At 74.1% G+C, this 23,296-nt stretch carries 21 protein-coding genes; 5 read left to right on the plus strand and 16 right to left on the minus strand.

Annotated elements, in window-relative coordinates:
* The first annotated feature begins 1,316 nt into the window (after nucleotides 1-1,316).
* Together ACWDD9_RS20620 and ACWDD9_RS20625 are read left to right on the plus strand one after the other, a co-directional pair.
* Entirely contained in the window at nucleotides 1,317-2,069 is a 753-nt protein-coding gene (locus ACWDD9_RS20620) for a hypothetical protein (protein ID WP_449812249.1), read from the plus strand.
* A 907-nt stretch (nucleotides 2,070-2,976) separates the two neighbouring features.
* A complete protein-coding gene (locus ACWDD9_RS20625) occupies nucleotides 2,977-4,500 on the plus strand; it encodes a hypothetical protein (RefSeq protein WP_449812250.1) in 1,524 nt (507 codons plus the stop codon).
* Nucleotides 4,501-5,083: 583 nt separating this feature from the next.
* Here ACWDD9_RS20625 and ACWDD9_RS20630 read toward each other — a convergent pair.
* From ACWDD9_RS20630 to ACWDD9_RS20640, 3 genes are all read right to left on the minus strand, one after another.
* Nucleotides 5,084-5,272, minus strand: a complete 189-nt coding sequence (locus ACWDD9_RS20630; protein WP_449812251.1) for a hypothetical protein — start codon at nucleotides 5,270-5,272, stop codon at nucleotides 5,084-5,086.
* Nucleotides 5,269-5,400, minus strand: a complete 132-nt coding sequence (locus ACWDD9_RS20635) for a hypothetical protein (protein WP_380739879.1) — start codon at nucleotides 5,398-5,400, stop codon at nucleotides 5,269-5,271. Before ACWDD9_RS20635 ends, ACWDD9_RS20630 begins: the two co-directional genes overlap by 4 nt.
* A gap of 184 nt (nucleotides 5,401-5,584) precedes the next feature.
* Nucleotides 5,585-6,022, minus strand: coding sequence for a hypothetical protein (locus tag ACWDD9_RS20640; RefSeq protein ID WP_449812252.1), 438 nt, complete (start codon nucleotides 6,020-6,022; stop codon nucleotides 5,585-5,587).
* Between the two features lie 163 nt (nucleotides 6,023-6,185).
* Here ACWDD9_RS20640 and ACWDD9_RS20645 point away from each other — a divergent pair, with 163 nt between their 5' ends.
* Nucleotides 6,186-6,719 carry a hypothetical protein gene (locus ACWDD9_RS20645; RefSeq protein WP_449812253.1) on the plus strand — a complete coding sequence of 178 codons (534 nt, stop codon included), beginning with the start codon at nucleotides 6,186-6,188 and terminating at the stop codon, nucleotides 6,717-6,719.
* A gap of 840 nt (nucleotides 6,720-7,559) precedes the next feature.
* Here ACWDD9_RS20645 and ACWDD9_RS20650 read toward each other — a convergent pair.
* Nucleotides 7,560-8,276, minus strand: a complete 717-nt coding sequence (locus tag ACWDD9_RS20650; protein WP_449812254.1) for a hypothetical protein — start codon at nucleotides 8,274-8,276, stop codon at nucleotides 7,560-7,562.
* A gap of 292 nt (nucleotides 8,277-8,568) precedes the next feature.
* Here ACWDD9_RS20650 and ACWDD9_RS20655 point away from each other — a divergent pair, with 292 nt between their 5' ends.
* Nucleotides 8,569-8,922, plus strand: a complete 354-nt coding sequence (locus ACWDD9_RS20655; RefSeq protein WP_449812255.1) for a hypothetical protein — start codon at nucleotides 8,569-8,571, stop codon at nucleotides 8,920-8,922.
* 162 nt (nucleotides 8,923-9,084) lie between these two features.
* On the opposite strand, the gene ACWDD9_RS20660 is transcribed toward ACWDD9_RS20655, so the two are convergent.
* Nucleotides 9,085-9,828, minus strand: coding sequence for a hypothetical protein (locus tag ACWDD9_RS20660; protein ID WP_449812256.1), 744 nt, complete (start codon nucleotides 9,826-9,828; stop codon nucleotides 9,085-9,087).
* Between the two features lie 46 nt (nucleotides 9,829-9,874).
* On the opposite strand from ACWDD9_RS20660, the gene ACWDD9_RS20665 reads away from it, so the two are divergent.
* Entirely contained in the window at nucleotides 9,875-10,009 is a 135-nt protein-coding gene (locus ACWDD9_RS20665; RefSeq protein WP_274538711.1) for a hypothetical protein, read from the plus strand.
* A 70-nt stretch (nucleotides 10,010-10,079) separates the two neighbouring features.
* Here ACWDD9_RS20665 and ACWDD9_RS20670 read toward each other — a convergent pair whose 3' ends face one another.
* The 11 genes from ACWDD9_RS20670 to ACWDD9_RS20720 all read right to left on the minus strand — a co-directional run bounded on the left by ACWDD9_RS20670 (nucleotide 10,080) and on the right by ACWDD9_RS20720 (nucleotide 23,054).
* Nucleotides 10,080-10,514, minus strand: a complete 435-nt coding sequence (locus tag ACWDD9_RS20670) for a hypothetical protein (protein ID WP_449812257.1) — start codon at nucleotides 10,512-10,514, stop codon at nucleotides 10,080-10,082.
* A gap of 153 nt (nucleotides 10,515-10,667) precedes the next feature.
* The gene (locus ACWDD9_RS20675; protein ID WP_449812258.1) at nucleotides 10,668-10,793 is read right to left on the minus strand and encodes a hypothetical protein; all 126 of its coding nucleotides are present in this window, start codon (nucleotides 10,791-10,793) and stop codon (nucleotides 10,668-10,670) included.
* A 402-nt stretch (nucleotides 10,794-11,195) separates the two neighbouring features.
* Nucleotides 11,196-14,120 (minus strand): polysaccharide lyase family 8 super-sandwich domain-containing protein, encoded by a 2,925-nt coding sequence (locus ACWDD9_RS20680; RefSeq protein ID WP_449812259.1) that lies wholly within the window; start codon nucleotides 14,118-14,120, stop codon nucleotides 11,196-11,198.
* Between the two features lie 202 nt (nucleotides 14,121-14,322).
* Nucleotides 14,323-15,411, minus strand: coding sequence for a glycerate kinase (locus ACWDD9_RS20685; RefSeq protein WP_449812260.1), 1,089 nt, complete (start codon nucleotides 15,409-15,411; stop codon nucleotides 14,323-14,325).
* Nucleotides 15,408-16,262, minus strand: a complete 855-nt coding sequence (locus ACWDD9_RS20690) for a sugar phosphate isomerase/epimerase family protein (protein WP_049660487.1) — start codon at nucleotides 16,260-16,262, stop codon at nucleotides 15,408-15,410. The genes ACWDD9_RS20685 and ACWDD9_RS20690 overlap by 4 nt, the downstream gene beginning before the upstream one ends.
* Nucleotides 16,259-17,407 (minus strand): dihydrodipicolinate synthase family protein, encoded by a 1,149-nt coding sequence (locus tag ACWDD9_RS20695; protein WP_074006085.1) that lies wholly within the window; start codon nucleotides 17,405-17,407, stop codon nucleotides 16,259-16,261. The genes ACWDD9_RS20690 and ACWDD9_RS20695 overlap by 4 nt, the downstream gene beginning before the upstream one ends.
* A gap of 100 nt (nucleotides 17,408-17,507) precedes the next feature.
* On the minus strand, nucleotides 17,508-18,659 hold the full coding sequence (locus tag ACWDD9_RS20700) for a Gfo/Idh/MocA family protein (RefSeq protein ID WP_449812261.1): 1,152 nt from the start codon (nucleotides 18,657-18,659) through the stop codon (nucleotides 17,508-17,510).
* A gap of 102 nt (nucleotides 18,660-18,761) precedes the next feature.
* The gene (locus ACWDD9_RS20705; RefSeq protein ID WP_449812371.1) at nucleotides 18,762-19,742 is read right to left on the minus strand and encodes a hydroxyacid dehydrogenase; all 981 of its coding nucleotides are present in this window, start codon (nucleotides 19,740-19,742) and stop codon (nucleotides 18,762-18,764) included.
* Nucleotides 19,743-19,858: 116 nt separating this feature from the next.
* Nucleotides 19,859-20,764: a carbohydrate ABC transporter permease gene (locus tag ACWDD9_RS20710; protein WP_049657190.1), complete on the minus strand. Its 906-nt coding sequence runs from the start codon at nucleotides 20,762-20,764 to the stop codon at nucleotides 19,859-19,861.
* Nucleotides 20,761-21,705 carry a carbohydrate ABC transporter permease gene (locus tag ACWDD9_RS20715; RefSeq protein ID WP_049657191.1) on the minus strand — a complete coding sequence of 315 codons (945 nt, stop codon included), beginning with the start codon at nucleotides 21,703-21,705 and terminating at the stop codon, nucleotides 20,761-20,763. Before ACWDD9_RS20715 ends, ACWDD9_RS20710 begins: the two co-directional genes overlap by 4 nt.
* On the minus strand, nucleotides 21,702-23,054 hold the full coding sequence (locus ACWDD9_RS20720) for an ABC transporter substrate-binding protein (RefSeq protein ID WP_079272882.1): 1,353 nt from the start codon (nucleotides 23,052-23,054) through the stop codon (nucleotides 21,702-21,704). Before ACWDD9_RS20720 ends, ACWDD9_RS20715 begins: the two co-directional genes overlap by 4 nt.
* Between the last annotated feature and the right edge of the window lie 242 nt (nucleotides 23,055-23,296).

A 23,296-nucleotide genomic window follows, 5' to 3' on the forward strand; every position in this document is an offset into this window, starting at 1 on the left:
GGGGCGGAAGGCCCTGAAGGGCCTTACCCCCGGCCTGGCGGCCGGGGCGCCGCTGACGCGGCGTCAGCCGGGGGGTGCCGCCTACGGCGTCACCGTGCGTGGTGTGGCCTCGGCTGCGCCTCGGCGGGCGGTGGGTGGTTGGGGGAATTCGCCGGTGGCGAATTCGTGGGCGCGGCACGCGCCGTTGGAGCGGGCGTGGGACGTCGCTGCGCTCCGCCTTTTTGGTGGCTTTTCCCCGGGCCTACGGCCCGTCAATCGGTCAGCTTTCTGGTCTTGTTGGGCTGGTGTTTTCACGGCCCTGCGGGCCGGTTGCTGGCAGGGTTTCCCGGGCTGCGCCCGGGGGTGAGCGTTGACGATGTGACGCGGAATTCGGGTAGTAGCCCATCCCTCCGAGCGGGCGGGGTGCCGGCCGGGGCCTGCGGCCCTCGGCGTTGACGATGTGTCGCGGACTTCCGATATCAGTCACAACCTCCCCCTCCCGGCCCCTCCCCCGGTCCCGGCCGGTGGCCGGTCCGCCGCCTGGTTGCTGGGCCGGCGGCCCATCCGGCGCCCCTGGGGCGGGGCCTGCGGCCCTCGGGAGAACCCTCCGGGCCCACCGGTCCGGCCCGGGCCTCCCTGGCCTCGGGTGGCGGGCCCTCACGTTGCCCCCGGACGGCGGTGGCTGGCGGGCCCTCAACCCCAGAATACGGAGCGGAATTAGAATCAAACCAGGCGGCGTTTCCAAAGCGTTCCCAACGCTTCCGCACAGCTCTATCATGACGGTTCCCTGGCGAGTGCCGAGGGCTAACAGGCAACCTTGCGATAACCGTCCATTCCGGCTCTATCCGGCCGTACTCTCAGCGGGAATCCGGATTCCCTTTCGTTCCCTTTCTGGCCGCAATCCGAAACCCTTCCGGGGCCCAGCGGCGAGGAATCGAATTCAGGCGCGCCGAAAAGGGGCCTACGGCCCTCCACGACGACACGGCGACCGCCCTTCCCGACCAACCAAGAAATCCCGTCCAACGTCACCCGGCCAATTCCCGGAACGGCGACACCAAACCGAACACCGGACCAGGACGGCCACCAGGGCGGGGCGCGGCACCGGGCGACGCGGACAAGCGGCAGCGGGCCGCCGAGGCCGGCGAACCGGCGCAGCCCGGTGCAACACGCCCACCCGCGCCGCCCCCAGCCACATAACACCTGGTCAGACCCGCAACACAGCCCCGCGTTGCACCCCCGCACAACACCGCGTTGCACCAGCACTGCACCTACAGCTCCAGACGGCGCCCCAGGACGGCCAGCACCTAGCGGCCGCCGACCGTCGGTAGGCTGACGACATGGCAGGCCTACTACGGTTCGGCGCGCTGCTGGCGTACCTGACGGGCCACCGGGCGCTCGGCTCCGCCACGCTTGCGTCAGCGGCCGGCATCGACCCGGCAGAGCTGCAAACCGTGCTCGGCGGGCAGCCGCCGACCGGACGGCTATTGAGAGACCTCGGACCGGCACTCGGCCTGCACGCCGCTGACCTGTTCGTCCTCGCCGGACAACCGGTGCCCGACGACCTGACACCGATCACCCGCAACCCGAACTGGTCGATCAGCACCGTCGTCTACAACGCGATGGTCATGCCCGCCGAGAACCGGCGACCGCTGCTGGACGCGATCCGGGCGCAGCCCCTGGTGCGGCGTGAGGGGCGTGGCGGGGTCGACCGGCCGTACCACCGGTACGAGCCGGGCTTCGGCGCGGTGCTCCTGGGGCTCGCCCACAGCCGGAACCTCACCTGGCCAAGCACGGTCAGGGCCCTGTACGCGGTCACCGACGGACGGATCTACCTGTCTCCGTCCACCATCGGCGGGGTCGGCCGCGGCACCGTCGAAGCAACCCCCGAGCTGGTAGCCGGCTTCGCCGGCGTGCTCGGTATCCCCGCCCCCGACCTCGCAGCACTCGGTGGCATCCACCTACCCGACGACCTGCCGCCGCTCCACACCCGGGCCGTGGACCTGGCCACGGTCATCTGGGAAGCCCGGCGCCTGACCACCACCCAGCTCCAGGACGTCGAACTCACCTCCCGCCACCTCGCCGGCCGCTGACCCACCTCCCCCATCAGGACGGCCTGACGGCCACCCACCCGTCCAGCGAGCGGCGCAGTGGACGGGCACGGCCTCGACGGCGACACGGCCTCGACGGCGGCGCGCAGCGGGGCCTCCGAAGGCGCAGCCGGATGGCAGCACGGCCCCGGACCGCGGCCAGCACGGCGGGACGGCGACGACGACGCAAAGGGGCCCGGACGGCCACCCCCGACCCGCGCACGGCCCCGAACGGGGCGAAGCCCGGACGGCGTGCCCGGCCTGGACGGCGGCGCAGCGGGCGGGCGGGCAGGGCACAGCAGGCCGGAACGACCCAGACGGGGCGGGGCCGGCGGCTCCACCCCTGGACGAAACCGAACACCAACCCCCGCCACCACCCCGCAATCCCAACCCGAATTCAGACCACCACAGGCAGCGAATCCATAAAAGCAACAGCACGGAATACCCGGAAGAATTCACCCCGAAAACAACCCACAACACCGGGCCCACCCCCAAGCGGGCCGACCCGGCCCTCCGACCCCACCAACCACCACACACAGTCACCAAACCCCATCCCACACCGACCCCGCGAACACCCCCAGCAGGCACAACCAAAGGTCCAGACAACCCGGCCTGTGGGGCCATTCCACGGCCATCACGGCCGACAGGTCACACCCTGCGGCCTTCGGGTGGTTCCGTCACCGGGAGACGGTGACGCAACCACCCCGGCACAGCCCCGGCCAGCGGCGGGCACTCAGGGGTCGACCCCGCGCGGCGACGGGCCTGGCCGGGAACAGGGGACCGCGGGCCGGGCGACGACCAGGCACCCCGCCCCGAGACGGGCCGGACGCCGGCCGGGACGGCGCGCGGCCGGGCCTCACGCGCCGGGGCCCGCTTCCGGTCCGGCTGGCGTTTCGTCAGAATCTTCCGGGTGACGGAAACCTTGAGCACCGGGCCGGCCTGCGCACGGCCCGGGTGCGGCCGCGCCCTGCCGAAGGCGGCCACCGGCCGCCCCGCCCTGCACTGCAGCCCGGCCTGCCGCCAGGCCGAACACCGCCGGCGCCGCCTCGAGGAAGAACTCCCCGCCCTACGGGACGAGGCCCGCGCCCTCCTGGCCCTCCTCGGCGGCGACGAACACGCCCAGCGGGCACTGGAGGGCCTGGACGGCGGCCAGGTCCCGGTGTTCGTCCGGCACGCCCGCACCGCCCAGGCCGCACTCGACGGCGCCTTCGCCCTCCTCGGACTCCCCGCACCCACCTTCGACCAGGCGGCCCGCGGGCAGCAGGGCGAGCCCGCCCCCGCGGGGCGCGGCAAGCGCGCGCAGGTCCACGGCCAGCAGGCCGTCCCCGAAGCCCTGCTGACCGCCTTCCAGAACACCTGCCGGCCCGGGACAGACAAGACGACGGCGGAGGCGGACGCCCCGGTCCCGGACGGCGGCCACGGCCACGGTGAAAGCCCCGACCGTGGCCGTGCGCCGGCCGTCGAGCCGGTACGGGTCCGGGCCGTCCTTCCTCCGGACACCCGCCCCCTGCCCACCACCACCGCCTACGACGAACTCCTCCCCTCCCGCCGCCGACGCGCACCAGGGGCTCCCGACCGCCCGGCCGACAACACCCCCGGCAAGGACCGCGAGCAGACCACCACCGCCACGACCGGCGCGAAGCCCGACCCCAGCGGCAACGACAGGACCGCCGGGGCGCAGCACACGGCCACGGCGGCCGGGGCCCGGCTCACCGTCGTCTTCGACGACGGCACCCCGCACACCCACCCCGAACCGGCCGTAGCACCACCACACCGGCCCGAGCGGCCCGTACCCGGCCAGACCGGGGCCGCCACCCCACCAGGCCCCAGCCCGGAACAGGACGACACCGCGCCCGCCACCACCGAGACCGAACCCGCCGCCCTGCCGGGCCCCGGCCAGACCGGGACCGCCCCACCCCACGGCAACGGGGCGCAGCGGCCGGACGCGCCGGTCGCCGAGCCGGAGAGCGGGCCGAACTACGACGGCGGGACGCAGCGGCAGACGAACCCCGCCCCCGGCCGGGGCCGGGACGACGACGCGCTCGCGGCCGCCGGGGACGGGCCCGTCGCCGACGGCGGGCGGGCCGACACCACGGTGGTGCCCGCGCCGACACCCGACAGCCACGACACGTTCACGGCCGCCGAGACCGAACTCGCCGCCGCCGCCCGGGCGCTCATCGGCGACCCGACGTCCGGCCTGTCGAAAGCCGTCGACCGACAGCTGTACCGACACACCACCGCGCTGGTCCGCGGTGAGGACATGCTGCTGCCCCACCTCCGCTACGCCACCGCCGACCTCGCCAGCCGCCGCGGCCGGCTCCGCCTGCCCGACACCCCCCAAGGCCAACGCCTCCACACCGCCCTCACCGCCTACGAGAACACCTGGAACACCACCAGAACCGGCACCGCGACAGCACCGGGAACAGCACCGTGACGGAACGACACGACGATCCACCACAACCCAGCCCGTAACGAAACCAACCACCGGGCAGCGCAGCCGCACCAGAGCAGGCCAGGCCGGGCCGGCCGGGCGGCGGCTGAAGGCGGGGCAGCGGGCCTCGACCGGCGGCGGGCCGGGCGGCGGTGCGGGCCCGACCGATCGGCGACTCGCCGACCGTCGGGTGACGGTACGCCGGCGGCCCGAGCGAGGCGATCGGCAGCAGGCGGTACAGAACCGGGCAGCCGGCGGCGGCCGGGGCAGAACCGGACGGTGCGCGGGCAGGCGGCAGTGCAGCGGGCGGGCGCGCGTCGTCGTCGGCCGGGACGGGCACCGGGGCGGTCGGCGACATCGGCCAGAACGACGGGCTCGTCCTCCTGGCGGCCTGGCGGAGTCGCCGTCACCCCACGCATGGGAGGCGGCCGGGCGGGGGCCGGCCTTCGCCGAGCGCTCACCACCGCCACGGCCCGCCCCCGGCGGACAACGTCGCCCCGGCCCCGGGCGCGCCCGCCGTCCCTCCCGCACAGCGGGCGCCACCTAATCGGCGAGTTCGATGGCAGGTGGAAGGACTCCGCAGCCCTCATGGATCGGTGCCTGTGCTGGCTGCCCTCGGTGACGGTGCGGAGCGGGCGGCCGAGCCGCGGCCGGTGTGCGAGTTGGCGCGCAGCGCTTCCAGTGCCTTGGTGGCGCCGAGCTCCTTGGCGCGCTGGGCGGCGCGGTCGGTGACCACGGCGTCTGCCGGGTCCGGCTGCTGGTGCTGGTCGGTCACTCGGCGCCCTGCCGCGCCAGCAGGTCGGCGACGGCCTGGTCGACGGCGTCGGATGTCTCCGGGTCGGCGGCGAGCAGCACGCGGCCGCGGTAGGCGGCGGCGATCTCGGCGACCGCGACCAGGTCCACGACGGCGGGGAACCTGGTCGAGTCGGTCGACCAGCACGCGGCGCAGCAGCTGCTCGGCGAGTTCGGCGTCCAGGCGCTCGGCGTCGCCGGGGTAGCCGTAGCCGGCCGCAGCGCGGCTCGCAGTTGTGGCTGCGCTGGCCGGCGGCCCGGTGGGGCCACTATCTGAAACCACCGTCGGAGCGGGCTACGGAGTGATAGAGGTGATGAAAACGTCGTAGAAGTCGATGGTCGCGGCGCCGTCGCTGACGTGACCGTTGTTCCTGACGACGATGTCGAGGAAGTGGCTCGTCGCAGGTCCGGGAAAGTCGATCTGACTCCGCGTGGCCATCTGTATCACCTCGGCAAACACGGTCTTTCCCGAGCCTGAGCCCGCCTGGACAGTGGCCGTGATCGCGGCGCCGCCGAAACGATCATCCGGGCCTACCGAGAAAAAGACCGTCCCGTCGGGCGGGATGGACTGTGGTTCTGGGTGGACCGAAAAGCATGTGACGTTGGCCATGATCGTTCCCCGTGCTGTAGTCGGAATCTGCTCGCTGACCTGGAGCCACGCGGGCGCCACGCCCAGCTCCAGGATCGGGTCATAGCCAGGCAGGCGCCACTCGACGTAGTGGCTGCTGCTCACGCTCACGGTCCGCCGCCGCCTCGCCGCCCTGTCGGTCCCCACGGTCGTAGCTCTACGAGGCGATGGGGCCGTTCTTCTTCTCCGGGTGTGCGGACAGGACATAGTGGGTGGCGGCGAGGTTGGAAAGGCCGAGAAGCGGGGCACGGTCGGCGCCGAGTTCGGGGTGAGCCGCTCGACCGCCTACCGGCTGCTGGACCTGGCGGCCGCGGCCGAGGCGATCGAGGCCACGGTCCGGCGGGAAGCCGGCCTGGAGCTGTCCCACGCGTGGGACACCGGCCTGGTGCTGCCGGTGCGGGCGGTCGTCGACCTCAAGGGCAGGCTCGCGGAGCTCACCGACCTGATCGCCGAGCGCCTGGCCGACGCCGTGGCCTCGGGCGGGCGGCCGCCCGAGGCCACGGTCGTCGCCGAGATCATCGCGCGTTCGGTCGCCGACGTCCGGTCCCGGCCCGACGTTCCGGCCGCCGAGCTCGCCGTCGTCCACGGCCCCGACGGCTGGGACACCGAGCAGTGGCACTCCTGCGTCGCCCGGGGCCGCGACATGGCCCGGCAACGGCTGAACGTCCGCCACGAGCTCGGCCTGCTCGCCCTTCAGGTCGCCCCCGGCTACCTCTGCGACCGCAAAGCCGAGGAAGCCCTGGGTATCCCCGGCGAGGAGATCGGCAGCACCGCCGAACAGCCGCCCGCCGCTACGCGCTGACCAGCGACCCGCGGGCCGTCGAGGCACCCTAGGCGACGGAACGGCGCGCGGCCGCGGGGCACCGCCCGGCGGCCGGGCACGGGCCCAGCGGGTTCCGTCACGGCGGGACGGTAACGGAACACCACGGACAGGCCTCCGCCGTGTACGCCGGCCCCGCCGCGAACACCCGCTACTCGGCCCAGCCCAGCGAACAAGCCGGACCGCGACACCGGGACGACGCCGGAGCAGCGGGACGGCGGCGGGGCGGCGGCAAACGCCGAGGCCGGACGGCAGGCGGCAGGCGGCAGGCCAGGACGTCGCGAGGACGAGCCGGAACGGCGGCAGCAGGCTGGGAACAGCAGCGAGCCGAACGACGGGCGGCCATGACCGGGGCAGCGGCGAGGACGTCGACCCGGCGCGCTCGGCGAGCGGACCGACCGCCGACCGCCACGACGACAGCACCGGATGCGGGTGGGACGGGACGTCGCCGAGGCAAGCCGGACGGCACCCGGAGCGGCGACGAAGCCGACAACCGACGCCGGAGCCCGACAACCGCCGGAACGACGACGCCGGGGCGAGGCCCCCTGGCGAACCCGGCGAAGAACCGGTGCGGCAGCGGACCGGGGCGGGTGGGCCTCAGACGAGCTGGGCGCCGATCGGGGCGACGCGGGAGTCGACCAGCTGCCGGCGCCGAGGAGAACCCCGCCGTCGACGAGCCGTTGGCCGCAGCCCCGGCCCGGTGCCGCCCGGATCGAAAACCTGGTGCAGCACGGACCGTCCGCACCCGCTCGGTGCCCGGGGCGGGCGGCCGGCGCGCGGGCAAGCGGCAGCGGCCAACCGGGCGGCGGGTCCGGTTCCCGGTCAGCGGCAGTTGTGGGCGGGTGGGTTGCAGAGCCTGACATCGCCGACGCCCGGCAGGCCCGCGATCCTCTGCCGCAGGACGGCCAGATCGGCGGCGGGAGTGCGAGGGGCGAAGACGACCGTGAGCGTGCCGCCCGGCACTCCGCCGGTCTGCCCCACACTGACGCTTGTGGCACCGTGGCCGAGGCCTGAGCCGTCGACCAGGAGCTCCGCCGGAAGCGACGGGCCAAGGAGTGAACTGCCCTCACGAACGGTGGCGAGGAAAGCGTCCGGCTCCCTGAAGTACGGGCCGATCAGCAACGGGCCGAACACCCAGCCGGCAAGGCCGAGGGTCACCACCGGCACCAGGGTGCCGACCAGCAGCGGGAGGCGGCGGGACCCGGGACACGACCGGCTTGCCGCGGCGAGCAGAACGATGCCCACCGGCGCCAGCACGAAGAGGCCGAAGAGGAAGCCGACAGCCGAGAGCGCGAGCACCCCCCAGCCGGTGACCCGGCAAGCTGCCCGAAAGTTGTCCGCACTCCGCGCGAGAAGGGGTACGGGTGTTACCAGTGAACCGAGCATGAGCGGACCGTCGAGGAAGGTCCCGCCGCTGGCGGCCGCCCAGACCAGTGCTGGTGCCGTGCACAGCATCGCCAGTACCACCAGAACCCGTGCCGCCCGCGGCACCGGCCGACACACGCCCGACGTATCCACTCGCCCCCCAATATTGAACACGTTCAAAGCCTAGGGGCGTGACAATAGCAGGAACCGTCCCCGCGGTGGTGTCTAAGTACGCTGGCCCGGGACGTTCATTCCGGTCCCTCCAGCCGGTCCGGACGGCGGCCAGGGCCACGACGAAGGCTCCGACCACAGCCCCCCCCCCCCCCCCGGCCAGAGCGGGACAGCCCCGCCCCACAGCGGCGGGACGCGGCGGCAGACGGACACCGAACGGGGGCAGGACGACGACGCGCTCACAGCCGCCGGGGACGAGCCTGTCGCCGACGGCGGGCGGGCCGGCACTGCGGCGGTGCCCGCACCGACACCCGACAACCACGACACGTTCGCAGCCGCCGAAGCCGAACTCGCCACCGCCGCCCAGGCGCTCATCGGCGACCCGACGTCCGGCCTGTCGAAAGCCGTCAACCGACAGCTCTACTGGCACAGCGCAGCCCTGGCCGCCGGCAGCACCACGGTGCTCCCCGCCGCCCGCCAGGCAACCGCCGACCTCGCCAGTCGCCGCGGCCGGCTCCGCCTGCCCGACACCCCCCAAGGCCGGCGCCTACGAGCTGCCCTCACCACCTACCAGCACGCCTGGAACAGCGCTGTCCAAGACGACACCGCAGCAGCGGGACCACACGACGATCCACCACCCGGCCCGTGACGAATCCACCAGCCACCAGGCGACGGCGGCCGACGGGCCGAGCGGCGGGGTGGTCTGGCGGCCGCTGAAGGCTGGGCGAGCCCGGCACAGCAGGCGGCGGACCGGGAAAGGCACAGCAGGCAGCGCCAGCGGACGAGGCCTTGGTACCGGGCGGCTGGCGCCTCAACAGGCAGGGCCCCAGTGCCGGGCGGCGGCCCAGGCAGATGCACTCGGCGGCGAGCAGGCGGCGGGGCGGCCGGCTCGGTGGGCGGCCTCGCGGGCGCAGTCGGCGACGTCGCGTCGGTGGCGTTCGGCGCGCAGGGCGTGTTGGAGGGCGGTGTCGTGGTCGGGGTCGTAGCGCTCGGCGCGGGTTTCGGCGGTGTGGTCGCGGACGCGCTGCCACTCGGCGCGGATGGTGTCCGCGGTGGCGTAGGCGGCTTCGTGGCCGGCGTCGGCGTAGCGGTCGGCGGCGCGTTCGTCGTCCCGGGCCTGGTGCGGGGCCTGCTGGATGGTTTCCGGGGTCATCCCGGCGGATGCTCGGCGGACCCGGTGGCGGATGCCGCCGAGCATCCCGTGCTCCTGGTCGTCGCCCTCGCCCTCGTCTTCGTCCTGGGTGTGGTCGGGGCGGGTGGGGTGCTGGGCGAGGGCGGCGTGCAGCGTCGCGCCGGCCTGCCAGGCCTCGGCGTGGACGACGGGCTCCGGCAGGCCGCCAGGGCGGGTGGCAAGGACGATCCGGCCGTCGACCAGGGCCACCCAGCCGTCCAGGCCGTCGACGTCGCGCTCGGTCCAGCCGCGGGCCAGGCCGGCGCCCTGGTGGAGGGTGCGGATGCCGTCGTGGCCACTCCAGCACAGCCACATCGCGCCGCGCACCAGCGGGGAATCCAGGATCGGGCGGCCCAGGTCCCGGCCGGCGGGCGCGGTACTCACCCGCACCGGCCACCGCCTCGACGCCTACCTCGCCGATGTCCGCGAATTGCTGCTCCGGGCAATCCTCCAGGAGGAGACGTGGCCCGGCGTCTTCGCCGCCGTCGCCACCCACGTCGACTGGTACGCCGCCGGCCTCGGCCTCGCCGGTCGTCGCCACGTAGACCCGGCAGGGGCTTCCTGAGTCGCCGCAGCTGACGAACGGCACCCGGCGACGATCCGTACCTGTCGGTCGCGCGCGCCCGACGGGACCCTCAGCATTCGTCCGGCTCGCCCAGGCTCCAGCCACCGACGGCCGCGAGCGGCCCCCGCCAGGCCGGCAGCCTCCGGGCGCTCCGCCCCGAGCGGACGGTGACGTCTTTCAGGTGCAGGAAGCGTGGGTCGGCCGCCCTGCGGCGACGCCCGCCCTCGACGGCCTGGTCCAGGTGCCCGATCACCTCCCGCACGACCTTCCGCATCCCGTAATAGTCGGCTTCCGCTACCTGTCGGACGTACAGGTCCTCCCATTCCGCGGTCGGGATCACGGTCCCGGTGACGAGCGCCCCGTCCACCGCCAGCGTCAGAACGATGTCCTCGGCGACGTCCTGGTGCTCCACGCCGACGCGCAGCAGCTCCAGGTAGGGGTCCGGGTAGGCCTCCCTTTGCAGCATCACCCTCAACGCCGGCTGTACCGCATCCCGCCGCGACATCCTGCTGGTCTCCTTCCCCTGGTGGGTCTGGTTCTGGCTATGCCCCGGCGGGGGTGGCGCTATCCGCTGGTGATCTGTCGGCGGTGGGGTGGAACCTTGGAAACGCGTGCGGCGCCCGGCTGGTGCCGGACGCCGCACGCGCTGATCAAATGTTCATCGGGCCTGGGACTCGGCCTCGCGCTTCAGGAGTTCGAGCAGTTCAGCCGCCATCTGGACGGCCTGGCGGTGGTCCAGCGCGTCAAGAAGCAGTCGGGCGGATGCCCGAGGGTCGAATGGCACCAGGCGGACCGTGGCCTCCGGGGCCCCGGCCGCGTGGGATCCGGCCTTCGCGGACGCGGACGACTGACTTCTCCGGCAACCTCACCACCGCCACGATGCCAACTGACGCGCTGTGGGACCCGGTGGCGGGGTTCTCGGCTGACCTCGCGGTCGTGTGGCCCCGAGGCCGCCGGCGCCGTACTGGCCGATCTCGGTGGCGAGCGCGGCGCCGCCGGCAAGCCGGTCGGCGTCCCAGGCGGTGACGTCCAGGAGAGGCCGTCGAGCGGACCACCGACACGCTCGCGGTACACGTGCCCGGGGACGGGGTCGTCGTGGTCGGTTCCGTAGGCCCGGCCCCGCAGCGGCGTCTCGTCGTCCATGGATGCGTCCGGTCCCGCGACCCGATGGTGCGGCGGTGGCCGGTCAGGAGGTGATCACCTCCAGGACGGGGTGGAAGGTGGTGTGGCTGCGGGCGTCGAGGTTGACGGCGAGGCCGACGGTGGCGAGGGGCTGGAAGAGGGCCAGGGTGAGGGAGGGGTTGCCCGGGGTGACGGCGGGGGTGACGTCGAGGGGGATCCAGTCGGGTGTGGTGGAGATCCGGCCGGTGCCGAGGGGTTGGGCCAGGCCGGGGGCGTTGGCCCAGGTGACGGCGGGTTCGGTCCAGGGGGTGGGGGCGGTGGTGAAGGCCTGGAGGGTGGCGAGGGTGCCCCCGGAGTCGGCGACCGCGCCGTGGACCCAGAGGACGGCGCGGCGGACGGTGCCGGGGACGGCGGTGGTGTCGAAGGTGAGGAGGGCGCGCCGGCTGAAGCCGCTGTCGGTGGTGTTGGTGTTCTTGACCGTCAGGGTGGTGGCGGTGCCGTAGTTGGTGGTGGCGTAGGAGCCGTCGCGGACGTAGCTGTCCTGGGTGGGGTCGAGCAGGGTCGCGGTGGCGGTCGCCGGGGCGCCGGAGGCGGTGGTGAGGGTGATGGTGCGGCCGGCGCCCTGGGTGCCGCCGAGCTCCACCAGGAGGGTCACCGCGCCCTCGGTGGAGAGCACACTGACGCCTTCGGCGGCCTCGGTGGGGCGGCCCGTGCCGGCGAGGGTGAGCGTGACGGTGGCGGCCCGGCGGGAGGGGTCGGCGACGGTGACGGTGCGGGTGCTGTCGGTGTCGCGGACCAGCACCGAGCAGGGGGCGGAGGCGGTGAGCGGCCCGGCCGTGCCGGCGGCGAAGAAGTTGGCGGCGGTGACACCCGAGGCGGAGTCGGATATCGCCTGGACCGTACGGGAGTTGGCGAGGGTGGTGACGGTGGGGGCGGCCGCCCGGGCCGCGGTGGCCGCGGCGGTCGCGCCGGGCAGCACCTGGTACTCGTACCCGGCGTCGGTGGGGTTGGTGCCGTGGTCGAACCAGAGGGTGAGGTAGCGGCGGGTGAGCTGCTCGGTGGAGCCGCCGGTGTTGATGTCGTGCCAACTGCCGGTGCGGGCCTCGCGCTTCGCCCGCAGGGTGGTGCCGGCGGGCAGGACGTAGCCGCCGAAACCCGCGACGGCGACGGCGCGGGCGCCGTCGAGGCGCTGGGACCAGCCGAGGGTGGTGGGCTGGGCGGCACCGTCCACGGTGAGGGCGTGGGTGCCGGCGGGGCCGAGGTTGCGGTTGTCGACGACGGTCTCCACCGGGGTGCCGTCGGTGCAGCTGATGCCCGCGCCGAGGCAGACCACCGCATCGTCCAGCAGGAACCAGGACTTGCGTCCGGTCAGGGTGGAGGAGAGGCCGCGCAGGTCCTGGCCGACGGCGGCGTAGGTGCCGTCGGTGGCGCCGCCGGCCCAGGTGGAGTCCGGGCGGGGTGCGCCCCAGGTGCCGCCGGCGGCGTCGGCGAGCGGCTTGGCGGAGACGGTGGTGCCGGGCAGGCGGTACGGGTCCACGGTGGGCCAGAAGGCGTCCGAGTACTGGCCGTTGCCAAAGGTGGCACCCCACCAGGAGAGCATGCCGTTGTTGGTGTGCCAGCCGCGCAGGTGCTCGCCGTTGCCGGTCTCGTAGAAGGTGGTGCGGGCGGAGCAGAGGCTGAGCGAGGCGGCCCAGCCGGAGCGGCGGACCACGGCGCGGTCCATCGCGAACACCCGGGCGCCGAGCGGCTCGGGGGCGGCGGCGGTGGCGGAGTTCAGGAGGGCCTGGGCACGGGCGAGCTCGGGGACGTCGAGGTAGGCGTTGGAGAGGTAGGGCAGGTAGTGGTCACGGGTGAGCCAGCCCTTCACGGCGGAGCGCCAGGCGGCGGACTGGGCGGCCGGGGCGGCGCCGGAGTCGGCGAGGCGCAGGATGTGGCCGATCAGGGTGTGGCCCCGGACGTGGTCGTCCTGCTGGAGCTGGAGCTGGTCGCCGCTCTGGCGGCCCCGGCTGACGGCCCGCCCGCTCACGGCGTCCATCACCAGGCCGTTGTAGAGGAAGGGCGCGTAGGCGTCGGTGACGGCGTCGAAGACGTTCTGCCGGGACGGGTCGGAGATCTGCCAGGCGGAACCGGCCAGCAGGGCGAAGAGCCTGCTCAGGCCACCGAGCAGCACCTCCCCGTAGGAGCCGGTGTACGGCACCCAGGTGTGCTGGACGAAGGAGCCGTCGGCGTACAGGCCGTCGCCGGCCAGGACGTACGGGAAGACCGGGGAGAGCGCGGTGGTGGCGGTGGTGAGCTTGGCGGAGGTGCGGCCCAGCACTCCGCGCAGGGCCAGGACGCGGCACAGGTCCACCCGGTTGCCGCCGGTGCTGGTGCCCGTGTAGCTCGACACCAGGGAGTCGGGGACCTGGCGGTCCACGGCGGCGAGCAGGGCGGAGAGCCGGGTGGGCGGCAGGAGGTCGTGGGCCAGGACGCAGGTGTCGAGGAGGGCCTGCGGGGTGCCGATCTGCCAGTCCCACCAGTTGCCGTAGGCGGTGGCCGTGGGGGTGTAGGCGCCGGTGGTGGTGTTGAGGTGGTTCAGGCCGGTGGTGATCGCGGTGGCCAGGGCCTGGTCACCGGTCAGACCGGTGCCGGGCTGCGCCCAGGCCATGGCCAGGGTGCGCAGGCGGGTGTGGGAGGCGGTGACGTTCGCCGAGGCGGTGCCCAAGGGGAGGTCCGGCCAGAGGGATGTGGAGGTCGGGGCCATGGCCTGGAGCTGGGTGCGGGCCCGGTCGCCGAGGGCGGCGAGGGTGGTGGCGTAGGGGGCCGTGGCCGGGTCGAAGCCGGTGCCGGTGAGCAGGTCGAGCCAGCGCAGGCGCAGGGTGTCGTAGGCGTCGGCCGCGGCCGTGGCGGGGGTGGGGAGGGCACCGAGGGTGAGGGCGGTGGTGCCGATGGCGGCGAGTCGCAGCAGGCGGCGGCGGGAGAGCAGGGCGGGGTTCGGCGCGGCGGTCATGGGGGGAGCTCCTCCTGGGAGGTGGGGGCCGGGCGGGACGACGGTGGGCGTCTTCGGTATGACCTCGCCGTCGGCGATCGAGTGGAGGTGCTCGGGTGGAGGTGCTCGGGTGGAGGTGCTCGGGTGGAGGCGATCGAGTGGAGGTGCTCGGCGCGGGCCTTCTCGGCCGCGTGGTCCGGATCGCGGGAGGCCTTCCACGTCGTCAGACGGTGAAAGGAGGCGCCGCGCGGGCCAGTCGGGCGCCGGCGGCGGTGAGCCAGTGGGCCGCCCGGTGGCGGGCGTCGGCCGGGTCCCCGGACAGCCCGGTGAGGGTGAGCGCGCCGGGGTCGGAGGCCTCCCCGGCGACGACCCGGGCGGGGACGCCGGCCCGCTCCGCGCGGGCGAGGACCTCGCCGACCGCCTTGCCGAGCAGGCTGGTGCGGTCGAAGCGGCCCTCGCCGGTGATCACCAGGCCGGCCCCGGTGAGGGCTTCGTCGAGGCCGGTCAGCTCGGCCACCGCCGCCGCGCCGGGGACCACCTGCGCACCCCAGGCGGTCACCAGGCCGTACGCGGTGCCGCCGGCCGCGCCGGAGCCGGGGAGGGCCGGGTCGCCCCCGAGCAGGTCGGCGAAGCGGCGCAGCCCCGCCTCCAGGACGGCGATCCGGGCCGGGTCGGCACCCTTCTGCGGCCCGTAGACGGCGGCCGCCCCGGTGGGGCCGAGCAGCGGGTTGGTCACGTCGGTCAGCAGCCGGACGCCGCCGGGCGGGGCGGCGCGCAGGGCGGTGCGGTCGAGCCGGGCGGCCCGGGTGAGGGCGCCGCCGCCGTCCGGGAGGTCGGCGCCGGTGTCGTCCAGCAGCCGCAGGCCGAGGGCGGCCAGCAGCCCGGCGCCGCCGTCGGTGGACGCGGAGCCGCCGAGTGCGACGGTCACCTGCCGCGCGCCGGCGTCCAGTGCGGCGGCGATGGTCTCGCCCGTGCCGCGGGTGCCGGCGGTGAGCGGGGCGAGGGCGCCGCCGAGCAGCGGCAGGCCGCCGGTGTCGGCGAGTTCGACCAGCGCGGTGCCGTCCGGCAGCAGCGCGTAGCGGCCGGTGACCGGCCCCCCGTCGGGGCCGGTGCAGTCGGGGACCGGGTACGGGACGGCGCCGGGGAGGGCGGCCGCGAGCGCGTCGAGGGTGCCCTCCCCGCCGTCGGCCATCGGACGGAGCAGCAGCTCGTCGTCCGGCCGCACCGAGCGCCAGCCGGCGGACAGCGCCAGGGCGGCGTCCCGGGCGGTGACGGTGCCCTTGAAGGAGTCGGGCGCGACGACGACTCTCACGGCGAGGCCAGGTGCGTCAGGTGCCGCTCGATCAGGGTGCGCAGCGTCAGCTCGCCCGGGGTGTCCCAGATCTCCTGGTTGAAGATCTCGACCTCGATCCAGCCCTCGTACCCGGCGGCGGTGACCAGGTCGGTGAGGGTGCGGAAGTCGATGTGGCCGTCACCGACGTGGCCCCGGCCGAGCAGGGCGTCGGCGGGCAGCGGCAGGGTCCAGTCGCACACCTGGTAGGAGGCGATCCGGCCCTCTCGACCGGCGCGGGCGATCTGCTCGGGCAGTGCCGGGTCCCACCAGACGTGGTAGCTGTCGACGACGACGCCGACCTGCCGGGCGGGGTACGGGGCGGCGAGGTCGAGCGCCTGGGCCAGGGTGGAGACCACCGCCCGGTCGGCGCAGAACATCGGGTGCAGTGGCTCGATCGCCAGTCGTACACCGAAGTCGCCCGCGTGCGTGGCGAGTTCGGCGAGCAGGTCGGCGACGGCGGCGCGGGCGCCGACCAGGTCGCGGCTGCCGGCCGGCAGGCCGCCGACGACCAGGACCAGGGTGTCGGTGCCGAGTTCGGCGGCCTCCTCGATGGCCTGGAGGTTGTCGGCGAGCGCGGCCCGGCGCCGCTCGGGGCCGTCGGCGGTGAGGAAGCCGCCCCGGCAGAGGCTGCTGACGGCGAGTCCGGCGTCCCGGCACAGCTTCGCGGAGCGGGCCAGGCCGGTTTCGGCGACCTTGTCGCGCCAGAGCCCGATGGCCGGGATGCCGGCGTCCACGCAGCCCCGCACGGCCTCCGGAAGGCTCCAGCCCCGGGTGGTGATCTGGTTGAGCGACAGCCTCGCGAGGCCGTTCGCCGCGCCGGCGCCGCTCATGCCGCCACCCCCGCGACGGCGAGCAGCCGGCGCATCCGGTCGGCCGCGAGATCCGGGTCGGGGAGCACGGCGGCGGCGTCCGCGAGCCGGAACAGTTCCACCAGGTGGGGCACCGAACGTCCGCTCTGCGCGCCGCCCACCATGGTGAAGTGGTCCTGGTGGCCCGCCAGCCAGGCGAGGAAGACCACGCCGGTCTTGTAGTGGAAGGTCGGCGCGGCGAACAGGTGCCGGGCCAGCGGCACGGTCGGCGCGAACAGCTCCTCGTAGCGGTCGAGGTCGCCCTCGTCGAGCGCCCGCAGCGCCGCCGCGGCGGTGGCCGCGATCGGGTCGAAGACGCCCAGCAGGGCGTGGCTGTGGCCGTGTTCGTCGCCGCGGATCAGCTCGGGGTAGTGGAAGTCGTCGCCCGTGTACATCCGCACGCCGGCCGGCAGCGCGCGGCGCAGCGCGATCTCCCGGTCGGAGTCCAGCAGGGAGACCTTGATGCCCTCGATCCGGTCGGCGTGCGCGCCGATCAGCTCCAGCACGGTCGCGGCGGCCGGGTCGGGGTCGGCGGAGCCCCAGTAGCCGGCCAGCGCCGGGTCGAACATCTCGCCGAGCCAGTGCAGCAGCACCGGCCGCTCGCAGGCGGCGATCAGCTTGCCGTAGACCTCCAGGTAGTCCTCCGGGCCGCGCGCGGCGGCGGCCAGGGCGCGGCTGGCCATCAGGATCGGCTGCGCGCCGGCCTCCTGGACGACGGTCAGCTGCTCCTCGTAGGCGGCGCGGACGGCGTCCAGCGGGTGGGGGCCGGGAGCGAGCTGGTCGGTGCCGACGCCGCAGGCCAGCAGGCCGCCGCAGGCGCGGGCCTCGGCCCCGGAGCGGGTGATCAGCTCGCGGGTGGCCGGCCAGTCGAGGCCCATGCCGCGCTGGGCGGTGTCCATCGCGTCGGCCACGCCGAGGCCCAGCGACCACAGGTGTCGGCGGAAGGCGAGGGTGGCGTCCCAGTCGACGGCGGCGGGTGCGCCGGGGGCGTTGTCGCCCAGCGGGTCGGCGACCACGTGGGCGGCGGCGAAGGCCGTCCGCGAGCGGGCGGGGGCGGGCGGGGCGGGCAGGACGGCGGGCTCGCGCAGCCGGAGCCGGCCGTGGCCGGGCAGGTGGATCTCGGTCATGGTGTCAGCGCATTCGTCTCGTCGGCGGGCGGCTGCGGGGCGCTCGGGTCTCCCCGGCGGCCGGGTGCTCGGTGGCCGGCCCGGATGCGGCCGGCGGCCGTCACAGGGACAGCTCGGGGACGTCCATCCGGCGTCCCTCGCGGGCGGAGCGCAGGCCGAGTTCGGCGAGCTGCACGCCCTTGGCACCCTCCAGCAGGTCCCAGTGGTACGGGGAGCCGGTGGTCACGTGGCGCAGGAAGAGCTCCCACTGCGCCTTGAATCCGTTGTCGAACTCCTCGTTGTCCGGCACCCGCTGCCACTGCGCGCGGAACGGCTCGGTCGCCGGCAGGTCCGGGTTCCAGACCGGCTTGGGGGTCGCCGCGCGGTGCTGGAAGCGGCACTCGCGCAGCCCGGCGACCGCGCTGCCCTCCGTGCCGTCGACCTGGAACTCCACCAGTTCGTCGCGGTCCACCCGGACCGCCCAGGAGGAGTTGATCTGGGCGGTGATGCCGCCCTCCAGCTCGAAGACGCCGTACGCGGCGTCGTCGGCGGTGGCCTGGTAGACCTGCCCGCGCTCGTCGGTGCGCTCGGGGATGTGGATGGCGGTGTGCGCGTACACGGAGCGGACGGGGGCGATGATGCCGTCCAGCACGTAGCGCCAGTGCGGGAACATGTCGAGGACCATGCCGCCGCCGTCCTCGGCGCGGTAGTTCCAGGACGGCCGCTGGGCCTGCTGCCAGTCGCCCTCGAAGACCCAGTAGCCGAACTCGCCGCGCACGGAGAGGATCCGGCCGAAGAACCCGCCGTCCACCAGCCGCTTGAGCTTGCGCAGGCCGGGGAGGAAGAGCTTGTCCTGGACGGCGCCGTTGCACACCCCGGCGTCGCGGGCGAGGCGGGCGAGGTCGAGCGCGGCCTCCAGCGACTCGGCGGTGGGCTTCTCGGTGTAGATGTGCTTGCCGGCGGCGATCGCCGTGCGCAGCGCGGTCTCCCTGGCGGGGGTGACCTGGGCGTCGAAGTAGATCTCGGCGAGCGGGTGGGCGAGGGCCTCGTCGAGCGAGGTGGTCCAGTGGGTGAGGCCGTGCCGGTCGGCGAGGTCCTTGAGCTTGTCGGCGCTGCGGCCGACCAGGATCGGCTCGGGCCACAGCGTGTCGCCGTCGCCGAGCGGCAGGCCGCCCTGGTCGCGGATGGCGAGGATGGAGCGGACCAGGTGCTGGCGGTAGCCCATCCGGCCGGTGACGCCGTTCATGACGATGCCGATCACCCTGCGGGGCATGGGGTTCTCCGATTCGTTGCTGGTGCGGGGAGCACGTGGTGCGAGGGACGTGCTGAGAGGAGCGTGCTGCGGGGCCGCGCGGCACGGGGGCGCGGCGCGGGGTCACGCGGTGCGGTGTCCGTCCTCGGCGAGGACGGGGTGGGCGAACGGATGCCCGGCGGTGTAGCGGGCGAGCTCGTCGGCGGCGGCGGCCGCCATCCGGTGCAGCTCGCCGCCGAGCGAGCCGGCCACGTGGGGGGTGAGGAAGACGTTCGGCAGCTCGTAGAGCGGGGAGTCGGCGGGCAGCACCTCCGGCTCGGTGACGTCGATGACGGCGTCGAGGCGTCCGGAGGCGGCCTCGCGCACCAGTGCTTCCTGGTCGACCAGGGAGCCGCGCGAGGTGTTGACCAGGGTGGCGCCGTCGCGCATCAGGGCGAGCCGGCGGCCGTCGATCAGGTGCCGGGTGGCCGGCAGTTCGGGGGCGTGCACGCTCACCACGTCGGAGGCCGCGCAGAGTTCGTCCATCTCCACGGCGCGGGCGCCGAGCCGGGCGGCCTCGGCGGGGTCGACGTACGGGTCGTGGAGCAGCAGGTCCAGGTCGTGCGGGCGCAGCAGTTCCATCACCCGCCGGCCGATCCGGGAGGCGCCGACGATGCCGACGGTGCGCCGGTAGTTGCCGGCCGCCCCGTACGCCAGCTGCCAGTCGTAGGGGGCGCGGCGGCGCCGGTACTCCTCACGGATCGGCAGCAGCCGCTTGTTGGCGAGCAGGACGACGGCGACGGTGTACTCGGCGACCGGCAGGGCGTTGGCCCAGGCCGCGGAGGTGACCTTGAGGCCGTGGCGCCAGCAGGCGTCGGTGACGTGGTGTTTGACCGAGCCGGCGGCGTGGATGACGGCGCTCAGCCGCGGGGCGGCGGCCAGCACCTCCTCGTCGATCGGCGGGCAGCCCCAGCTGGAGACGATCACCTCGGCGTCGGCGAGCGCCGCGCGGGCCTCGGGGGTGCTGAAGTCGTCAAGGACGAGTGCCGGGTCGAGGTCGGCCAGGGCGGTGAGCCGGGCCATGGTGTGCGGGTCGATCAGGCGCCCGGCGAGCTCGCGGTGCATGGCGAGGACGGCGCGGGGGCGGCTGGCGGGCCGGCCGTCGGGCACGGTGGTCTCCCGGTCGGGCGTAGGGGCGGGCGTGGTGGCGGTGCCGGTCGCCGCGGTGGCGGGGTTCGGGCTCACTTGACGCTCCCCGCGGTCAGGCCGGCCTTCCAGTGCCGCTGGAGCAGCACCAACGCGAGGACGAGCGGCACGACGGCGAGCAGCGAGCCGGTGATGACCAGCGGGTAGTACTCGGGGAAGGCCTTGGTCTGGGCGTTCCAGCTGAACAGGCCGAGGCTGACCGGGAAGAGCCGGCTGTCGGAGAGCATCACCAGCGGCAGGAAGAAGTTGTTCCAGATGGCGGTGAACTGGAACAGCAGGACGGTGACGAAGCCGGGCATCACCATCCGCAGCCCGATCGACCAGAAGGTCCGCAGCTCCCCGGCGCCGTCCATCCGGGCGGCCTCCAGGACCTCGTTCGGCACGTAGCCGGCGCAGAACACCCGGGCCAGGTAGACGCCGAAGGGGTTGACCAGCGAGGGCAGGAAGACCGCCCAGAAGGTGTTGACGATGCCGAGCTCGGAGGCCAGCAGGTACATCGGCAGGGCGAGCGCGGTGGTGGGCACCAGCACGCCCAGCAGCACGAGGCCGAACACCTTCTCCTTGCCGGGGAAGCGGTAGACGTGGAAGGCGTAGCCGGCCGCGACGCACACCAGCGCGCACAGCAGCGAGCCGATCCCGGCGTACAGCAGCGAGTTCAGGTACCAGCGGAAGTAGATGCCGCCGCCGGTGGTGGCCAGGTCGTGCAGGTTCTGGCCGAGCCGGAAGTTGTCGGCGCCCAGGGCGTTGCCGCCGAGCAGGTCGGCGGTGTTCTTGGCGGAGGCGGTGAGCAGCCAGCCGAGCGGCCACAGGGTGTAGACGGTGGCCAGGACCAGGGTGCCGTTGACGGCGGTCTTGGAGAGTGTCCAGGGGCGGCGCGGCCGGGCGGCGCGGGCCGGGCGGCGGGGCGGGGCGCCGCTGGGGCGGGTGGCGGTGGTGGTCATGCGTCGGCCTCCCGCCGGCGGTCGGAGCGGCCCCGGGTGAGCCGGGTGACGGCGAAGGAGAGCCCCGCCGCGGCGAGGGCCAGCAGCACCGAGGCGGAAGCGGCGAGCCCGTAGTCGTGGCGTTCGAAGGCGGCCGTGTAGGCGTACATGTTCGGGGTCCAGGAGGAGGTGACGCCCGGTGAGGTGCCGTAGAGGATCATCGGCTCGGTGAACAGCTGGAGCGAGCCGATGACGGTGAACAGGCCGACCATGGCGATCGAGGGCCGGATCAGCGGCACCTTGATGTTCAGGGCGGTGCGCAGCTCCCCGGCGCCGTCGACGACGGCGGCCTCCAGCACGGAGCGGTCGACGGCCTGCAGCGCGGCGTAGAAGATGACCAGGTTGTAGCCGGTCCACTGCCACAGCGCCATGTTGACGACGGCGGGCAGCGGGTGGCCGAGCGGGTCGGGCTGGGTGCCCAGGGACTCCAGTGCGTCCAGTACGGGGCTGATGCCGGGGGTGTAGAGGTACATCCACAGCAGCGCGGCGATGATGCCGGGCACGGCGTGCGGGATGAACAGCGCCAGTTGGAAGAAGCGCCGGGCGCGGGCCAGCGTGGAGTCCAGCAGCAGGGCCAGGACGAGCGCCAGGCCGGTCATCAGCGGGATGTAGATCAGGCAGTACTGGGCGGCGGTCAGGAAGCCGCCGCGGAAGGCCGCGTCCGACAGTGCCCGGGTGTAGTTGCCGAGCCCGGTGAAGACCGTCTCGGCGTCGCCGAAGCCGAGGCCGGAGCGGTGTTCGGTGAAGAGGCTGAGCCGGATCGCGTAGCCGATCGGGATCAGCGTGCACGCGGTGAAGAGCAGGAGGAACGGGGCGAGCAGCACGGCCGGTGCCCCGTACCGCCCGCGCCACCGGCCGGCGGTGGCGCGGGCGGTACGGCCGGGATGGGTGCCGGTGGTCACTGGGCGACCTTCAGTCCGCGGTTCTTGAACTCGGCGAGGGTGGCCTGCTGCGCGGCGGTGAGCGACTCGTCGATGGTGCCGGTCCGGCCGGCGACCTTGCCGAAGGAGTCCTTCAGCGAGCCGTTGGTGACGCCCATCGCCGGGCCCCAGGTCCAGCCCGGCTTGACGGACTTGGCGGCGTCCGCGTAGAGGGCGTAGAGGTCCTGGCCGCCGTAGAAGTCGGTGTTGAAGGCCTGCTTGGCGGCCGGCACGAGCTCGGTGGCGGCCGGGTAGGCGGAGGAGGTGCCGGAGGAGATCCGGGCCTTGAAGCCGTCCGCGGTGGTGGTCGCCCAGGTGGCGAACTCGACGGCGGCCTTGGCCTTCTTGCTGTCCTTGGACACGGCGAAGGTGGTGCCGCCGAGCATGCCGCTGGCGGGGCTGCCGTCCCAGCTGGGCATCGGCGCGGCCGCCCAGGTGCCGTTGACCTCGGGGGCGGTGCCGAGGTTGGCCTTCAGGACGCCGCCGCCCCAGGTGGCGCCGAGGTAGCCGGCCGTCTCGCCCTTTTGCAGGGAGGCGGTCCACTGCTGGCTGAAGGACGGCATGACGCGCACGAGGTCCTCGTCGGCCAGCTTCTGCCAGTAGTCGGCGACCTTGCGGGTCTCCGGCCCGGTCAGGTCGGCCTTCCAGGCCTCGTCGGCGGCGGCGAACCAGTGGGCGCCGTTCTGCCAGGCCATCGCCTCGAAGGTGGTCGGGTCGTCGGGGAAGAAGGTGGCGATGCGGGTGTCGGGCTGGGCGGCCTTCAGCTGCTGCGCCGCGGTGCGGAACTCGTCCCAGGTCTTGGGGACGGTGATGCCGGCCTTGGCGAAGAGGTCCTTGCGGTAGTAGAAGACCTGGGGGGAGGCGTCCAGCGGCAGGGCCCAGGTGCGGCCGCCGAGCGAGGTGAGTTCGACGGCCTGCGGCAGGTACTTGGCCTTGAGGTCGCCGTCGACCAGCTTGCTGATGTCCTGGACGGCGCCCTGGCTGACGAAGTCCGGCAGCTGCGGGTACTCGACGTTGAAGACGTCGGGGGCGTTGCCGGCCTTCACCGCGTTGGAGAGCTTGGCGTAGCCGCCGGCCGCGCCGGCCGGGATCTCCTCGAAGACGACCTGGATGTTCGGGTGGCTCGCGTTGAACGCGGCGACCACGTCCTTGGTGCCCTTCGCCCAGCCCCAGAAGGTCAGGCTGACCGGCTTGCCGTCGTCCGCGGCGGTGGCCGCCGCCCCGTCGCCGCTGCTGCCGCAGGCGGCGAGCAGGGTGACGCAGAGCGCGGCCGAGGTGGCCGCGGCGGCGGTGCGGAGGGCTCTGCGCCGGGAGAGGGGGGTCGAGCGCATCGGTGGGCTCCTTAGGACGAGGGTGCACAGGGCCCGGAAACGGTCGGCTCCGGCCGGGACCCGCAGAGGGTGGGGGCGATTGGCTGTCATCCTGAGCAGATAGGCGATCGGAGTCAAGAGATTTGGATCAAATGATCTGACATGATCGACCTGCCGGGCTTCCGAAGCCGCCCTCGCGATCACTGGAATGCCGGAAAATCGGGGCAATACGCTGCCGCGGCGACAACATCACAATCCGATCA

The sequence above is a fragment of the Kitasatospora sp. NPDC001119 genome (genome assembly GCF_053598475.1).

Coding starts and splice junctions, on each gene's coding strand:
- ACWDD9_RS20690 (WP_049660487.1), bottom strand. CDS start 16,262: ATGAGCGGCGCCGGCGCGGCGAACGGCCTCGCGAGGCTGTCGCTCAAC.
- ACWDD9_RS20705 (WP_449812371.1), bottom strand. CDS start 19,742: ATGCACCGCGAGCTCGCCGGGCGCCTGATCGACCCGCACACCATGGCC.
- ACWDD9_RS20680 (WP_449812259.1), bottom strand. CDS start 14,120: ATGACCGCCGCGCCGAACCCCGCCCTGCTCTCCCGCCGCCGCCTGCTG.
- ACWDD9_RS20710 (WP_049657190.1), bottom strand. CDS start 20,764: ATGACCACCACCGCCACCCGCCCCAGCGGCGCCCCGCCCCGCCGCCCG.
- ACWDD9_RS20670 (WP_449812257.1), bottom strand. CDS start 10,514: ATGTCGCGGCGGGATGCGGTACAGCCGGCGTTGAGGGTGATGCTGCAA.
- ACWDD9_RS20620 (WP_449812249.1), top strand. CDS start 1,317: ATGGCAGGCCTACTACGGTTCGGCGCGCTGCTGGCGTACCTGACGGGC.
- ACWDD9_RS20700 (WP_449812261.1), bottom strand. CDS start 18,659: ATGCCCCGCAGGGTGATCGGCATCGTCATGAACGGCGTCACCGGCCGG.
- ACWDD9_RS20695 (WP_074006085.1), bottom strand. CDS start 17,407: ATGACCGAGATCCACCTGCCCGGCCACGGCCGGCTCCGGCTGCGCGAG.
- ACWDD9_RS20720 (WP_079272882.1), bottom strand. CDS start 23,054: ATGCGCTCGACCCCCCTCTCCCGGCGCAGAGCCCTCCGCACCGCCGCC.